Source organism: Enterobacter sp. Ap-867 (genome assembly GCF_011752855.1).
Classification (GTDB): domain Bacteria; phylum Pseudomonadota; class Gammaproteobacteria; order Enterobacterales; family Enterobacteriaceae; genus Cedecea.
Window position 1 is genome coordinate 203,834 of the sequence record NZ_VWWS01000005.1, and the last position, 14,680, is coordinate 218,513.

At 55.5% G+C, this 14,680-nt stretch carries 14 protein-coding genes; 3 read left to right on the forward strand and 11 right to left on the reverse strand.

Annotated features, from left to right (window positions below; translation table 11 throughout):
• Positions 1-42: 42 nt before the first annotated feature.
• Positions 43-1,017: a thiamine-phosphate kinase gene (thiL, locus tag F3J26_RS13810; protein WP_166994402.1), complete on the forward strand. Its 975-nt coding sequence runs from the start codon at positions 43-45 to the stop codon at positions 1,015-1,017.
• 85 nt (positions 1,018-1,102) lie between these two features.
• On the opposite strand, the gene F3J26_RS13815 is transcribed toward thiL, so the two are convergent.
• The 4 genes from F3J26_RS13815 to xseB form a co-directional block, all read right to left on the reverse strand.
• On the reverse strand, positions 1,103-2,077 hold the full coding sequence (locus tag F3J26_RS13815; RefSeq protein WP_166994404.1) for an aldo/keto reductase: 975 nt from the start codon (positions 2,075-2,077) through the stop codon (positions 1,103-1,105).
• Positions 2,078-2,256: 179 nt separating this feature from the next.
• A complete protein-coding gene (dxs, locus tag F3J26_RS13820) occupies positions 2,257-4,119 on the reverse strand; it encodes a 1-deoxy-D-xylulose-5-phosphate synthase (RefSeq protein WP_166994406.1) in 1,863 nt (620 codons plus the stop codon).
• Between the two features lie 29 nt (positions 4,120-4,148).
• Positions 4,149-5,048, reverse strand: a complete 900-nt coding sequence (gene ispA, locus F3J26_RS13825; RefSeq protein WP_166994408.1) for a (2E,6E)-farnesyl diphosphate synthase — start codon at positions 5,046-5,048, stop codon at positions 4,149-4,151.
• A 1-nt stretch (position 5,049) separates the two neighbouring features.
• The gene (gene xseB, locus F3J26_RS13830; protein WP_039290760.1) at positions 5,050-5,292 is read right to left on the reverse strand and encodes an exodeoxyribonuclease VII small subunit; all 243 of its coding nucleotides are present in this window, start codon (positions 5,290-5,292) and stop codon (positions 5,050-5,052) included.
• A gap of 221 nt (positions 5,293-5,513) precedes the next feature.
• On the opposite strand from xseB, the gene thiI reads away from it, so the two are divergent.
• Positions 5,514-6,962, forward strand: a complete 1,449-nt coding sequence (thiI, locus tag F3J26_RS13835) for a tRNA uracil 4-sulfurtransferase ThiI (RefSeq protein ID WP_166994410.1) — start codon at positions 5,514-5,516, stop codon at positions 6,960-6,962.
• 211 nt (positions 6,963-7,173) lie between these two features.
• Here the strand turns inward: thiI and yajL are convergent, their stop codons facing one another.
• Together yajL and panE are read right to left on the reverse strand one after the other, a co-directional pair.
• The gene (yajL, locus tag F3J26_RS13840) at positions 7,174-7,770 is read right to left on the reverse strand and encodes a protein deglycase YajL (RefSeq protein ID WP_008454578.1); all 597 of its coding nucleotides are present in this window, start codon (positions 7,768-7,770) and stop codon (positions 7,174-7,176) included.
• On the reverse strand, positions 7,730-8,647 hold the full coding sequence (panE, locus tag F3J26_RS13845) for a 2-dehydropantoate 2-reductase (protein ID WP_166994412.1): 918 nt from the start codon (positions 8,645-8,647) through the stop codon (positions 7,730-7,732). The genes yajL and panE overlap by 41 nt, the downstream gene beginning before the upstream one ends.
• A gap of 141 nt (positions 8,648-8,788) precedes the next feature.
• Between panE and F3J26_RS13850 the strand changes: the two genes are divergently transcribed.
• Complete coding sequence (locus F3J26_RS13850; protein ID WP_166994414.1) at positions 8,789-9,280, forward strand: YajQ family cyclic di-GMP-binding protein; 492 nt, start codon at positions 8,789-8,791, stop codon at positions 9,278-9,280.
• A gap of 69 nt (positions 9,281-9,349) precedes the next feature.
• Here F3J26_RS13850 and F3J26_RS13855 read toward each other — a convergent pair whose 3' ends face one another.
• The 5 genes from F3J26_RS13855 to cyoB all read right to left on the reverse strand — a co-directional run bounded on the left by F3J26_RS13855 (position 9,350) and on the right by cyoB (position 14,676).
• A complete protein-coding gene (locus tag F3J26_RS13855) occupies positions 9,350-10,711 on the reverse strand; it encodes an MFS transporter (protein WP_166876106.1) in 1,362 nt (453 codons plus the stop codon).
• Between the two features lie 147 nt (positions 10,712-10,858).
• Positions 10,859-11,746, reverse strand: coding sequence for a heme o synthase (cyoE, locus tag F3J26_RS13860; protein ID WP_008454592.1), 888 nt, complete (start codon positions 11,744-11,746; stop codon positions 10,859-10,861).
• An 11-nt stretch (positions 11,747-11,757) separates the two neighbouring features.
• Positions 11,758-12,087: a cytochrome o ubiquinol oxidase subunit IV gene (locus F3J26_RS13865; protein WP_008454594.1), complete on the reverse strand. Its 330-nt coding sequence runs from the start codon at positions 12,085-12,087 to the stop codon at positions 11,758-11,760.
• On the reverse strand, positions 12,087-12,695 hold the full coding sequence (locus tag F3J26_RS13870; RefSeq protein WP_008454595.1) for a cytochrome o ubiquinol oxidase subunit III: 609 nt from the start codon (positions 12,693-12,695) through the stop codon (positions 12,087-12,089). The genes F3J26_RS13865 and F3J26_RS13870 overlap by 1 nt, the downstream gene beginning before the upstream one ends.
• On the reverse strand, positions 12,685-14,676 hold the full coding sequence (gene cyoB / locus F3J26_RS13875) for a cytochrome o ubiquinol oxidase subunit I (RefSeq protein ID WP_166994416.1): 1,992 nt from the start codon (positions 14,674-14,676) through the stop codon (positions 12,685-12,687). Before cyoB ends, F3J26_RS13870 begins: the two co-directional genes overlap by 11 nt.
• Positions 14,677-14,680 lie beyond the last annotated feature (4 nt).

Consider the following 14,680-nt stretch of genomic DNA (forward strand, 5'->3'; position numbering starts at 1 on the left):
GCCTTCTTTTTTCCTGCAACTGACATTCCTGAGGTATCACGCATGGCATGCGGTGAGTTTTCCCTGATTGCCCGTTACTTCGATCGCGTTACAAGTTCTCGTCGTGATGTGGAAGCCGGTATTGGCGACGACTGTGCGTTGCTGTCGGTACCCGAAAAACAACTGCTGGCGATCAGCACCGATACGCTGGTGAGCGGTAATCACTTCCTGCCGGATATCGACCCGCGTGATTTGGGCTACAAAGCGCTGGCGGTGAATTTAAGCGATCTGGCCGCAATGGGCGCAGATCCGGCCTGGCTGACGCTGGCGATCACGCTCCCGGAAGTGGATGAAGCGTGGCTGGAGGCATTCAGCGACAGCCTGTTTGAACAGCTGGATTATTACGATATGCAGCTGATTGGCGGCGACACAACCCGTGGCCCGCTCTCTTTGACGCTGGGTATTCACGGCATGATCCCGGCTGGCCGGGCGCTGAAGCGCAGCGGTGCAAAAGCAGGGGACTGGATCTATGTCACCGGCACGCCGGGCGACAGCGCGGCTGGTCTGGCAATTCTGCAGAAGCGCCTGCATGTTGCGAATACACAGCATGCGGATTATCTGCTTAAGCGGCACCTGCGCCCAACGCCGCGTGTTTTACACGGGCAGGCGCTGCGCGATCTGGCCAACAGTGCCATCGATCTTTCAGACGGGTTGATTTCCGATCTCGGTCATATCCTGAAGGCCAGCGACTGCGGGGCACGTATCGATCTCGATTTGCTGCCGTATTCCGAAGCGTTGCGCGAGCACGTTGAGCCAGAGCAGGCGCTGAAATGGGCGATGTCCGGCGGCGAAGACTATGAGCTGTGCTTCACCGTGCCGGAGCTAAATCGCGGGGCGCTGGAAGTGGCTATCGGCAATCTGGGCGTGCCTTATACCTGTATCGGGCAGATTGTTTCTGCCTCTGAAGGGCTGCAGTTTACCCGTGAAGGGAAGCCGGTGACGCTGGAGATGAAGGGTTACGATCACTTTTCCTGGTAGCTGGTCATGACCCTCACGCCAACCCTCTCCCTAAAAGGGAGAGGGAGCAAAACCCAAAGTCGAAAGAGTGAACCTGCGAGGGCGATTATTTATATCCCGCCACCGGATGCCGTTGATACGGCGTCTCCAGCTCGGCAATCTCCTCGGGTTTCAACGTTAAATCTACCGCACCAAGCAGGTCGTCCAGCTGTTCCTGCCTTGATGGGCCAATAATTGGTGCGGCAATACCCGGTTTGCTAAGCAGCCAGGCCAGCGCCACCTGCGCGCGTGAAACGCCCTTATCTGCGGCGATATTTGCCAGCCGCTCGGCGATAAGCGCGTCGTTTTCGTTATTGGTCTGGTACAGCGATTTGCCCACTTCATCCGAGACAGATCTTGCTGTGGTATCTCCCCATGGACGAGTCAGTTTGCCGCGTGCGAGCGGGCTCCAGGGGATCACCGCAATTTTTTCTTTGTAGCACAGCGGGAGCATCTCCAGCTCTTCTTCACGGTAAATCAGGTTGTAGTGATCCTGCATGGTAACGAATCTTGCCCAGCCTGCCTGAGACTGCAAAGCCAGGGCCTGAGCAAACTGATCGCTGCGCATTGAAGAGGCGCCGATATAACGTGCTTTCCCGGCCTTAACCACGTCGTTAAGTGCCTCTAGCGTCTCTTCAATAGGCGTGCTGTAGTCCCAGCGGTGGATTTGTAGCAAATCGACGTAGTCGGTGCCGAGTCGTGTCAGGCTTTCGTCGATCGAACGCAGGATCTGTGGGCGGGAGAGGCCCTGAGGCAGATCGCCAACTTTGTTGTAAACCTTAGTGGCAACCACAACGTCCTGGCGGCGAGCGAAGTCGCGCAGCGCGCGGCCTAAAATCTCTTCGCTGCTGCCGTCGGAGTAGTTATTTGAGGTGTCGAAAAAATTGATGCCGTTTTCCAGCGCGCGGCGGATTATTTCCCGGCTGCTCTCTTCGGGAAGCGTCCAGGCATGGCTGCCGCGGTCCGGCTCGCCAAAGGTCATACAGCCGAGGCAAAGGCGGGAGACGCTAAGGTCGGTGGTGCCTAACGGATTGTATTGCATGATATCGCTCCTGCTATGTAGGAATATCTATTAAGCATAGCAGGCCGTACACGTCATCCTTCAAACCACTGCGGTGTTGGCGGCGCTCTCATACCCGAATCGCTTACCTGAGTAAGCTCATCGGGATATGCTCACTTGCCGTTGTGCTGTGGGTTGAATTATTTAGTGTACGGATGAAGTTAACCCACCCAGCTCCGAATATTAGCTTCGATCCCGGCCGCATCAAGGCCAATCGCCGCACGTGCTTCTTCCTGGGTGCCCTGAGGAATGAAGAAATCAGGCAGGCCGAGGTTAAGCACCGGAACCGGTTTACGGTGAGCCATCAGTACTTCGTTTACGCCGCTCCCGGCCCCGCCCATAATGGCGTTCTCTTCAATCGTCACCAGAGAGTCGTGGCTGGCGGCAAGTTCCAGAATCAGGGCTTCATCCAGTGGCTTAACAAAACGCATATCGACCAGCGTGGCATTCAGCGCTTCGGCTACCGCTGCGGCTTCCGGCAGCAAAGTGCCGAAGTTGAGTAGCGCAATTTTTTCGCCTTCGCGTTTCACAACGCCTTTACCTATCGGCAGCTCCACGAGCGGTTCCAGCTCTGCGCCTGTTCCGGTCCCACGCGGGTAACGCACGGCGCTTGGGCCTGCGCTGTAGTGGTAACCCGTGTGCAGCATCTGGCGGCATTCGTTTTCGTCGCTTGGCGTCATGATAACCATGTCCGGGATGCAGCGCAGGAAGGAGATATCAAAAGCGCCCTGGTGCGTCTGGCCGTCAGCGCCGACAATGCCTGCGCGATCGATGGCAAACATCACCGGTAGCTTCTGAATCGCTACGTCGTGAATCACCTGGTCGTAAGCGCGCTGCAGGAAGGTGGAATAGATCGCAACCACTGGCTTATAGCCGCCAATCGCCAGGCCCGCCGCGAAGGTCACTGCGTGCTGCTCGGCAATCGCCACATCAAAGTACTGGTCAGGATACTGGCGCGAGAATTCCACCATGCCGGAGCCTTCACGCATGGCAGGCGTGATTGCCATCAGCTTGTCATCGTGGGCTGCGGTTTCGCACAGCCAGTTGCCGAAAATCTTCGAGTAACTTGGCAGGCCTCCGGTGCTTTTCGGCAGCGTCCCGCTCTGCGGATCGAACTTAGGCACCGCGTGGAAACTGATCGGATCTTTTTCCGCTGGCGCGTAGCCGCGTCCTTTTTTAGTCATGATATGCAGGAACTGCGGGCCTTTCAGGCTGCGCATGTTCTTCAGCGTATTGACCAGACCAATCACGTCGTGGCCATCAATTGGCCCGATGTAGTTAAAGCCTAGCTCTTCAAACAGCGTGCCAGGCACCACCATGCCTTTGATGTGTTCTTCGGTACGCTTCAGCAGCTCTTTAATCGGCGGCACGCCGGAGAAGACTTTCTTGCCACCTTCGCGCAGTGTCGAATAAAGCTTGCCGGAAAGCAGCTGCGCCAGATGGTTGTTCAGCGCGCCGACGTTCTCGGAAATCGACATTTCATTGTCGTTAAGCACCACCAGCATGTCCGGGCGGATATCGCCGGCATGGTTCATCGCTTCGAAGGCCATCCCGGCGGTAATTGCGCCATCGCCAATCACGCAAACGGTTTTCCGGTCTTTCCCTTCCTTTTCAGCGGCAACGGCGATCCCGATACCCGCGCTAATGGAGGTGGAAGAGTGGCCCACGCTCAGCACGTCGTACTCGCTTTCCGCGCGCCATGGGAACGGATGCAGGCCGCCTTTCTGGCGAATGGTGCCAATTTTATCGCGGCGCCCAGTCAGAATTTTGTGCGGGTAGGCCTGGTGGCCGACGTCCCAGATGAGTTGATCGAACGGCGTGTTATAGACGTAGTGCAGCGCCACGGTCAGTTCGACCGTGCCGAGGCCGGAGGCAAAGTGCCCGCTGGAGCGGCTTACGCTGTCGAGCAGGTAACGGCGCAGCTCATCGCAAAGCTTAGGTAAGCTCTCTTTAGGCAGCACTCGCAGATCCGGGCTGGCATCCACCAGAGCGAGGGTCGGGTATTTGGCGATATCAAAACTCATCAGAAATCTAAACTCATCGTTGTTATACGTTATTTATCACGGTGGATAATGTAGTTGGCTAACGCTTCCAGTGCCGCCGTGTCCAGCGACAGCTCGGCAAGTTCGGCCAGAGCCTGCAGTGCTTCCTGATAGAGATCCTGCGCTTTTGCCTGCGCCTGTTCAAGTCCCAGCAGCGCCGGATAGGTACTTTTGCCTAACTGCTGGTCGGCACCCTGGCGTTTGCCTATCGTAGCGGTATCGCCGACAACGTCCAGGATGTCATCCTGAACCTGGAAAGCGAGGCCGATGCTTGCAGCATAGCGGTCCAGAATTGGCAGAGCTTTTCGGCCTGCTTCACCGGCGCTCAGCGCGCCCAGGCGAACGGCGGCGCGAATCAATGCCCCGGTTTTATGGCGGTGAATGCGTTCCAGGGAAGCCAGGTCAACTTGCTTGCCTTCGGCTTCTAAATCCAGCGCCTGGCCGCCACACATACCTGCCACACCGCTGGCGGTGGCTAATTCCGAAACCATGGCTAAGCGATCGGCAATATCAACGCCGGGCATTGGCGCATCACTCAGTATAGAAAACGCCAGCGTTTGCAGGGCGTCTCCGGCCAGAATGGCGTTCTCTTCGCCAAATTTTATGTGGCAGGTCGGCTGCCCACGACGTAAATCGTCGTTATCCATGGCCGGTAAATCATCGTGAATCAGGGAGTAGGCGTGAATGCATTCCACTGCCGCAGCAGGCGCGTCGAGCGCTTCGTCGGCGACGCCAAACATTTCGCCGGTGGCGTACACCAGGAACGGGCGCAGGCGTTTACCGCCCAATAGTGCGCCATAGTGCATCGCTTCAACCAGTGGACTGTTCTGAAACGGCAGCGGCGCCAGAAAGCGCGCAATAGCGTCGTTAACCCGTACAACGTGGGCCTGAAGCTGTTGATTAAAATCCATATTACTCGGCGTCCGGGGTAAAGGGAGTCAGAGGGGCGTCTTCGCTGTCGCTCAGTAAGATCTGTACGCGCTGCTCTGCCTGCTGGAGTTTCACTTGTCCCTGGCGAGCCAGCTGCACGCCGCGCTCAAATTCGTTTAACGCCTCTTCGAGGGCAAGATCGCCGCTTTCCAGACGAGTAACTATTTGCTCCAGTTCGACCAGTGCGGTTTCGAAGCTGGCCGGAGATTCGGTTTTTTTCGGCATGGTGAATGTCTGACTCTGTTTTAATTCGACGCCGACATGGTAGCGGAGTCAATGTGATTATCAAGCTAGCTCGTGCAAGTCGGTTAAGGTGCGCAGTCTTTGTGGGATGGTGATATACTTGCGCGCCTCGGATGCAGGTGGCATGACGCCGCTGCAAGTACTTATTTCTATGCCCGCGTGCTGCGCAGCCAGCCCGGCTGACTAAACGAACCCTTACCGCCATGAAGTTTATCATTAAATTGTTCCCGGAAATCACCATCAAGAGCCAATCTGTGCGCATACGCTTTATTAAGATGCTCACCGGGAATATTCGTAACGTTTTAAAACACTACGATGAGAGCCTGGCGGTTGTTCGCCACTGGGACAACATTGAAGTTCGCGCCAAAGATGAAAACCAGCGTATCGCCATTCGTGAAGCGCTGACCCGCATTCCGGGTATCCACCACATTCTTGAAGTTGAAGATGTGCCGTACACCGACATGCACAATATCTTTGAGCAGGCGCTGGAGCTTTACCGCGACAAGCTGGAAGGTAAGAGCTTCTGCGTGCGCGTAAAACGCCGTGGCAAACACGAATTTAGCTCCATTGAAGTTGAGCGCTACGTTGGCGGCGGCCTGAATCAGCACATCGAATCCGCGCGCGTTAAGCTCAACGATCCGGACGTGACGGTTAATCTTGAGATCGAAAACGATCGCCTGCTGCTGGTTAAAGGCCGTTACGAAGGCATCGGCGGTTTCCCAATCGGGACTCAGGAAGACGTACTGTCGCTGATTTCCGGAGGTTTCGACTCCGGTGTGTCCAGCTACATGCTGATGCGTCGCGGCTGCCGCGTGCATTATTGCTTCTTCAACCTGGGCGGCGCTGCTCATGAAATCGGCGTGAAGCAGGTGGCACATTATCTGTGGAACCGCTTCGGCAGCTCTCACCGTGTGCGTTTTGTTGCCATTAACTTTGAGCCAGTGGTCGGCGAGATCCTGGAGAAAGTGGAAGACGGGCAGATGGGCGTGGTGCTGAAACGTATGTTTGTGCGCGCCGCCTCTCAGGTTGCCGAGCGCTATGGCGTTCAGGCACTGGTGACCGGCGAAGCGTTAGGCCAGGTGTCCAGCCAGACGCTGACCAACCTGCGCCTGATCGACAACGTTTCCGATACGCTGATCCTGCGTCCGCTGATCTCTCACGACAAAGAGCACATTATCGATCTGGCCCGTGAAATCGGTACCGCTGATTTCGCTCGCACCATGCCAGAATACTGCGGCGTGATCTCGAAAAGCCCGACCGTGAAAGCTGTGAAGGCGAAGATTGAGGAAGAAGAGCAGAAGTTTGACTTCTCGATTCTGGACCGCGTGGTTGCAGAGGCGACCAATATCGATATTCGCGATATTGCGGCCCAGACGAAGCAGGACGTCGTGGAAGTCGAAACGGTTAATGCGTTTGGCGCCAACGAGGTATTGCTGGACATTCGCTCCAACGACGAAGTGGACGAGAAACCTTTCGCGCTGGAAGGCGTTGAGGTTGTGGCGCTGCCGTTCTACAAGCTGAGCACTAAGTTCGGCGATCTCGACCAGAGCAAAACTTACCTGCTGTGGTGCGAGCGTGGCGTGATGAGCCGCCTGCAGGCTCTGTATCTGAGCGAGCAGGGCTTTAAGAATATTAAGGTTTACCGCCCATAAAGGACTGACCCTCACCCCGGCCCTCTCCCTAAAAGGGAGAGGGAGAATTCAGGGTGAGTGTTCTTTCCCTGAAAGGGAGAGGAAGAATTCTTGTTAAAACTCTCTTCCTAAAAGGGAGAGAGTTCTGGTTAGCTCGATTTCTCGAAAGAAGAGGGAGTGCACCGTCCTGGTTCCCTCGCCCCTCTGGGGAGAGGGTTAGGGTGAGGGGTTCTTACTGATAATCCCTGAAGCTATAAATCCCCGCCGCCAGCACCAGCTGCTGCGACACTTCATGAGCTTTTTCGCGGCTCACCAGCAAATCGATAATCTTCAGTGCAAAATCAATCGCGGTTCCCGGCCCCTGGCTGGTGAGCAGGTTAACCCGTGGGTCCCAGACAACGCGTTTATCCTGCCATTGCCCTTCGGGAATGGTGTCCTTCAGGCCTGGAAAACCGGTCATGTTGCCTATCGGGAACAGCTCGTGCGGGACCAGAACAGTGCCTGCCGCCGCACAAATGGCGGCAACGATGCGGCCTGACAGATGAAACTGGCGCACGGTCTCGACCAGCAGCGGGCTGTCGCGGAAGCATTCGGCACCTTTCAGGCCGCCGGGGAGCACCACGATGTCAAAATCGCCGTCGGCCACTTCAACCAGCGGTGCATCCGCCAGTAATTTCACGCCGCGTGAGCAAACAATTTTCAGGTCGCCATCGGGAGCAACGCTCGCCGTCGTCACCTTGATCCCGGCGCGGACCAGCAGATCGATAGTGGTAACCGCTTCGGTCTCTTCAGTGCCAGGTGCCAGGCAGACCAGCGCTTGTGCGCTCATATTCATTCTCCTTACGTTTAACCTGCTCATAGAGCCGGGCATTCACAGGCACAGGGACGCCGTGAGCTCTCGCTCTGCGCAGTAGGTAGCCGGTGATATAGTCAATTTCCGTGTGGCGCTCCAGGCGGATGTCCTGCAGCATCGATGAGGTATTTTCTGCCGTGCTTTCTATCACCTGCCCGACATAATCCAGCAGGTTTTCGGGTGAGGTGTGGTGGCCCTCGCGCGTCATCACCTGGGCGACTTCTTCACAAATGCTGGTCACCTCATCGAGATGATTCTTCAATTCGCCGTTAGTGCAGTTGTACAGCGCGGTCAGCGGGTTTATCACGCAGTTTACCGCGAGTTTGTTCCAGCTCGCCGGCTGGATATTGTTATGCCAGGCCACATCGGGCTGCGCGGCATGGAGTGTATCAGCAAGGTAGCTAAAGTCGCTGGCTTTAGCGTTCCCCGGGCCAACGTGAGTGATGCCGGAAGCGACGTGCACAATCACGTTTCCGTCTCTTTTCGCGGCCTGAGTGGTTAATCCGAGCAACAAAGGTTGGGGCAATCCGTTTAGCTCATCCAGCGTCCCCATCCCGTTATGCAGCAACAATATCGGGCAGCTCGAAGGCAGTTGGGCTGCCAAAGTGCGCACGGCATCAGAAACCTGCCACGCTTTGAGCGTCACCAGCAGGAGGTCGCTGGTGGCGAGAAATTCGGGATCGTTAGCCGTGAAGGACTCGTTAAAGACGCTGCCATCGGTGGTATCGAGCAGATTGACGTGGCAATACGGCTGCGGCACACGCAGCCAGCCCTGAAGCTCATGCCCTTGCTTGTGAAGTGCGGTCAACCAGAGCTGACCCAGCGCACCGCAACCCAGCACGGTGATTTTCATTATTGCCTCCCCCATTCGCACACTGCGCGAATGCTAAACTTACTTTCTATTATAGCGTTATCGGCTTCCCGGCTCTTTAACAGGTTGTTTTGCGCAGCCCAGCGGGTATTATGCAACGCAAACCAGAGAGGGAGAAAACACATGCCATCTTTTGATATCGTTTCTGAAATCGACCTGCAGGAAGTAAACAACGCGGTAGAGAACGCCGAGCGCGAGCTGGCGACCCGTTTTGACTTCCGTAACGTGCCGGCAAGCTTTGAACTGAATGAAAAAAATCAGACCATCAAAATTGCCAGCGAATCTGACTTCCAGGTAAACCAGCTGCTGGATATCCTGCGCGCCAAGCTGCTTAAGCGCGGCATAGAAGGCAGCTCTATTGATGTGCCTGAAGAGTTTGTTCACAGCGGCAAAACCTGGAGCGTGGAAGCTAAGCTGAAACAGGGTATTGAAGCAAGCGTTGCGAAGAAAATCATTAAGCTGATTAAAGACAGCAAACTGAAGGTTCAGACCCAGATTCAGGGCGAAGAGATCCGCGTGACGGGTAAAGCTCGCGATGATTTACAGGCCGTAATGGCGCTGATTCGTGGCGGCAATCTGGGGCAGCCGTTCCAGTTTAAGAACTTCCGCGACTGATTCACGCCCTCTCCTGAAACATGAGAGGGCATGCTGCTTAATCCCTCACCGCATCAGGTGAGGGATGTTCTATCCTTTCACCACCTGCTCAATCTCATATCTGTTCGTCAGCTTGCTGTCGATTTTCACATACGCGCTGCGTTCTTCTGGAATGATGTTCGCTTCACTCACGCCTGGCTGAGCCAGCAGCCTTTCACGCAAATGTTCGTCGTTCGCACTGCTTTCCGGCAGCTCAATGCGCAGGCTGCTAACGTAAGGCGGCTCCTGCATTGTCCAGCTGACGAATAGCCAGACCATCGCCAGCACCGCGCCTGCCAGGAAGACGGTTTGCGAATCAAACAGCCCGTTCAGCCAGCCGCCGAGCGAGCCGCCGATGGCTACGCCGATAAACTGGCTGGTGGAGTAGATGCCCATGGCGGTGCCTTTGTAGCCCGCCGGAGATTCTTTGCTGATAAGCGAAGGCAGAATCGCTTCCATCAGGTTAAAGGCGAGGAAGAACAGCTGCACGCCAATCACCAGATCCCAGAAGTGCGGGCCCGCGCCCCAAAGCACGATCTCAGCAATTAAAAGTACCGCCACGCAGCCGACAAAGACGTGCTTCATGCGGCGTTTAACTTCGGCATAAATAATAAAGGGTACGACCGAAACAAACGAAATCAGCATGGTGCAAAGATAGACTTTCCAGTGCTGAGCCGCTGGAAACCCCGCTTGTTCAAGCTGGCCCGGTAGGGCGACAAAGGTGGACATCAGCATGATATGCAGGCACATGATGCCGAAATTCAGCTTCAGCAGCTTCGGCTCCATCATCACTTTGCGGAAGCAGCCTTTGACCATCCCCGACTCGCGGTTAAGCACGTGCGTTTTGCTATTCGGGACCAGCCAAATCGTAATCAGAATGCCGCAGCTGGCTAAGACGGCGATCATCCAGAACAGCGCCTGCAGGCCAAGCGCCTGAGTAATGATCGGGCCGAGCACCATCGCGATGGCGAAGGTTACCCCGAAGCTGACGCCGATAAAGGCCATCGCTTTGGTTCGGTTCTGTTCACGGGTTAGATCGGAGAGTAACGCCATAACAGCGGCGGCGATTGCGCCGGAGCCCTGCAGCGCACGGCCTAAAATGACGCCCCAAATGGAGTCGCTCAGGGCGGCAATAACGCTGCCGAGCACAAAGATAGCCAGCCCGCCAACGATAAGCGGCTTGCGGCCAATACGGTCAGAAAGCAGGCCGAAAGGGATCTGGAAGACGGCCTGCGCCAGGCCATAAATGCCGATTGCCAGGCCGATGAGCGCTTCGCTTGCGCCCTGCAGCGCCATGCCCCAGGTGGTAAGAACTGGCAATACCATAAACATACCCAGCATACGCAGGGAAAAGACAGTGCCTAAACCCCACGTCGCACGCAGCTCGACGGGCGTCATTTTGTAATCGTTCATTACCACCTCAGATAAAAAGTCGGCCTTAGTGTAGTGCGAGGGCAGGGGAGGGTAAATCGTTAGTTATTTAGCAGATATTACAGGGCAGGTGCTTTGATGATACTGATAAAAAAGGGCACCGAGGTGCCCTTTTATGCTTTTCGCGACTTACCAGACGTAAGTCAGCAGATTATGTGAGTCTGGCACCATAAAATCGACCGACATCATGACGCTCAGCGAGGTAATGGCCACGATAGAGAAGATGAACAGCTTGCGCGCCCAGACCTTATCGTCTTCCACTTTATAGCCCCGCAGCGCCATACCCAGCCACCAGACGCTGACCGCCGCGGCGACGATCAGATATTTGTATCCGGCATAGCCGCCCAGAGAAAGCATCAGCGTCGCCACCGCAAAAGCGATGATGTACAGCGTGATGTGGTTCTTGGCGACGGAAATGCCTTTTACCACCGGCAGAACCGGAATATTGGCGGCCTGGTAATCTTTAAAGCGGAAGATGGCAATCGCATAGGAGTGCGGCATCTGCCACAGGCTAAAGATAGCCAGCAGGATAGCGGCGCCGGTGTCGAACTCGTTGGTCACGGCGCAGTAGCCGATAACCGGAGGAGCCGCACCGGACAAGCTGCCGATGAGCGTGCCGTAGACCGAGTGGCGTTTCATGTAGAGGCTATACACCCCGACATACACCACGAAGCCCATCACGGCCAGCCACATCGCCAGCGGATTAGCACCAAACCACAGCAGCATGAAGCCAGCAATACCCAACACGGTGGCGTACACCAGCGAAATTTTCGGTGAAATCAGGCCTTTAACCAGCACCCGATTTTTCGTTCTCTCCATCTTCTGGTCGATATCGCGGTCGATAAAGTTGTTGTAAACACAACCTGATGCGACCACCAGTGATACGCCAACCAGCGTATAGAGGAACAGCGGGTAATTAATGCTGCCCTTCGAGGCCAGTAAAAATCCCCCAATGACAGAAATTAAATTACCGAAAATAATTCCTGGTTTCGTTACTTGCAGGTATTGCTTAATCATACATGCCGCTCTTAGTGAACCATCATGTTCAGGTTGAGGTTCCACATAATCCAGATCGAGCCAATCACCAGAATGGCAATAATCAGCACCGTAAAGGCAAAGGCCACCAGGTTCCAGCGCTCACTCGACGAGGTGTTCAGATGCAGGAAGCACACGAGGTGCACCAGAATCTGGACGACTGCAGTCACCAGGATCACGGCAAGCATGGTGCCGTGAGAGGCCGTGCCTTCCATTACAATCCAGAACGGAATAGCCGTCAGGATGATAGACAGGATAAAACCTGTCATGTAGGTCTTCACGCTACCGTGGTGGGCGCCGCTATGTTCAGTTGAATGACTCATTACATTGCCCCCATCAGATAGACTACAGAGAATACGCAGATCCAAACCACGTCAAGGAAGTGCCAGAACAGGCTCAGGCACATCAGACGCGCACGGTTGGTGCTAGTCAGGCCGCGGCGGGAAACATGAATCATCATGAATGCCATCCACACCAGACCGGAAGTGACGTGCAGACCGTGGGTACCGACCAGCGCGAAGAACGCTGACAGGAAGCCGCTGCGATCCGGGCCGAAGCCTTCTTTGATCAGGTGATGGAATTCATAGATTTCCATCCCAACGAAGCCTGCACCGCACAGGAAGGTCAGCGCCAGCCAGGAGATAACCTGGCTTTTGTTGCCTTTATTCATGGCGATGATCGCCATGCCGTAGGTGATGGAGCTCACCAGCAGCAGGGCAGTTTCAACGGCCACGAACGGCAGCTCGAAGATGTCTTTCCCTGCCGGGCCACCTGCGGTGCCGTTCACCAGAACGGCATAGGTCGCGAACAAGCAACAGAACAGAATGCAGTCGCTCATCAGGTAGATCCAGAAACCAAAGACCTTATTGGTTCCCGCATCGTGGTGCCCGTGCTCCGCGGCGTGGGCGTTATTTACAGTCTCAGTTGCCATTTTTCAGCCCTGCTTTGGTGAGTTCTTCGAAATGCTGATTTTCCAGTTTTTCGACTTCAGCCACCGGAACATAGTAATCCACATCTTCGTCGAAGCTTTTCGCAATCCAGGTGATAACGATGCCGGCAAAGCCAACAATCGCCAGCCACCAGATGTGCCAGATCATGGCAAAGCCAAACACGGTGCTGAATGCAGCGATGATGATACCGGCTGCGCTGTTACGCGGCATATGAATCTCTTCATAGTGCGCAGGCTGCTTGTACGCTTCACCTTTCTCTTTCATCTCCCAGAATGCATCACGCTCGTGAACGTGCGGCAGGTGGGCGAAGTTATAGAACGGAGGTGGGGAAGACGTTGCCCACTCCAGCGTACGGCCGCCCCATGGGTCACCGGTCAGATCGCGGTTCTGCTCGCGGTCACGGATAGAAACGTAGAACTGAATCAGCTGGCACAGAATGCCCAGAGCGATCAGCGCCGCACCACAGGCTGCAACAACCAGCAGGGTGTGGAACTGTGGATCGATCTGCTGGCTCAGACGACGGGTCATGCCCATGAAGCCCAGCACGTACAGCGGCATAAATGCCACGAAGAAACCGATAATCCAGAACCAGAAGGCGCGTTTGCCCCAGGTTTCGTTCAGCGTGAAGCCGAACGCTTTTGGCCACCAGTAGGTCAGACCTGCGAAGCAACCGAAGACCACGCCGCCGATGATAACGTTGTGGAAGTGTGCAATCAGGAACAGGCTGTTGTGCAGCACGAAGTCCGCGCCCGGCACCGCCAGCAGAACACCGGTCATCCCACCGATAGAGAAGGTGACGATGAAGCCAGTGGTCCACAGCATCGCGGAGTTAAAGACGATGCGGCCCTGATACATGGTGAACAGCCAGTTGAAGATCTTCACCCCGGTCGGGATGGCGATAATCATGGTGGCAATACCGAAGAAGGCGTTTACGTTCGCCCCGCTGCCCATGGTGAAGAAGTGGTGCAGCCAAACGATGAACGACAGAACGGTAATCGCGATGGTCGCCCACACCAGGGAGGTGTAACCGAACAGACGCTTTTTAGAGAAGGTTGCAACCACCTCAGAGAACACACCAAACACCGGCAGCACCAGGATATAAACTTCCGGGTGGCCCCATGCCCAGATGAGGTTGATGTACATCATCATGTTGCCACCCATATCGTTGGTAAAGAAATGGGTGCCAAGGTAGCGGTCAAGGGTCAGCAGCGCGACGGTCACGGTGAAGATTGGGAACGCGGCGATAATCAGTACGTTAGTACACAGCGAAGCCCAGGTGAACACCGGCATTTTGAACATGGTCATACCCGGGGTACGCATGTTCAGAATGGTCACGAAGAAGTTAATACCGGTCAGTGTCGTACCGATACCGGACAGCTGGAGACTCCAGATCCAGTAATCGACCCCGACGCCCGGACTGTACTCAATCCCCGATAGCGGTGGATAAGCTACCCAGCCGGTCTGAGCGAATTCGCCCACGCCCAGTGACAGGTTAACCAGCACCACGCCGACAACGGTGAACCAGAAGCTCAGGTTGTTCAGGAATGGGAAGGCAACGTCACGCGCGCCAATCTGTAAAGGCACAACGATGTTCATCAGGCCGATAACAAATGGCATCGCTACGAAGAAGATCATGATAACGCCGTGGGCGGTAAAGATCTGATCGTAGTGGTGAGGCGGCAGGAAGCCTGCTTCGCCGGCGGAGGCCAGTACCTGCTGGCTACGCATCATTACCGCATCGGCAAAGCCGCGCAGCAGCATGACGATAGCGACGATAATGTACATCACGCCGAGGCGTTTGTGGTCAACGGAGGTTAGCCACTCTTTCCATAAATATTCCCACTTACCGAAGTAAGTGATAGCCGCAAGCAGCGCCAGTCCCCCGACGATGATTGCCGCAACCGTAACCATGACAATTGGCTCATGGTACGGGATTGCATCCAGTGTAAGTTTTCCGAACATCGTA

Bases quoted from the DNA above. Each gene is read 5' to 3' on its own strand.
- F3J26_RS13865 (WP_008454594.1), bottom strand. From the start codon at position 12,087: ATGAGTCATTCAACTGAACATAGCGGCGCCCACCACGGTAGCGTGAAG.
- thiL (WP_166994402.1), top strand. From the start codon at position 43: ATGGCATGCGGTGAGTTTTCCCTGATTGCCCGTTACTTCGATCGCGTT.
- yajL (WP_008454578.1), bottom strand. From the start codon at position 7,770: ATGAGCGCACAAGCGCTGGTCTGCCTGGCACCTGGCACTGAAGAGACC.
- cyoE (WP_008454592.1), bottom strand. From the start codon at position 11,746: ATGATTAAGCAATACCTGCAAGTAACGAAACCAGGAATTATTTTCGGT.
- ispA (WP_166994408.1), bottom strand. From the start codon at position 5,048: ATGGATTTTAATCAACAGCTTCAGGCCCACGTTGTACGGGTTAACGAC.
- xseB (WP_039290760.1), bottom strand. From the start codon at position 5,292: ATGCCGAAAAAAACCGAATCTCCGGCCAGCTTCGAAACCGCACTGGTC.
- F3J26_RS13870 (WP_008454595.1), bottom strand. From the start codon at position 12,695: ATGGCAACTGAGACTGTAAATAACGCCCACGCCGCGGAGCACGGGCAC.
- F3J26_RS13815 (WP_166994404.1), bottom strand. From the start codon at position 2,077: ATGCAATACAATCCGTTAGGCACCACCGACCTTAGCGTCTCCCGCCTT.
- F3J26_RS13855 (WP_166876106.1), bottom strand. From the start codon at position 10,711: ATGAACGATTACAAAATGACGCCCGTCGAGCTGCGTGCGACGTGGGGT.
- cyoB (WP_166994416.1), bottom strand. From the start codon at position 14,676: ATGTTCGGAAAACTTACACTGGATGCAATCCCGTACCATGAGCCAATT.
- F3J26_RS13850 (WP_166994414.1), top strand. From the start codon at position 8,789: ATGCCATCTTTTGATATCGTTTCTGAAATCGACCTGCAGGAAGTAAAC.
- panE (WP_166994412.1), bottom strand. From the start codon at position 8,647: ATGAAAATCACCGTGCTGGGTTGCGGTGCGCTGGGTCAGCTCTGGTTG.
- thiI (WP_166994410.1), top strand. From the start codon at position 5,514: ATGAAGTTTATCATTAAATTGTTCCCGGAAATCACCATCAAGAGCCAA.
- dxs (WP_166994406.1), bottom strand. From the start codon at position 4,119: ATGAGTTTTGATATCGCCAAATACCCGACCCTCGCTCTGGTGGATGCC.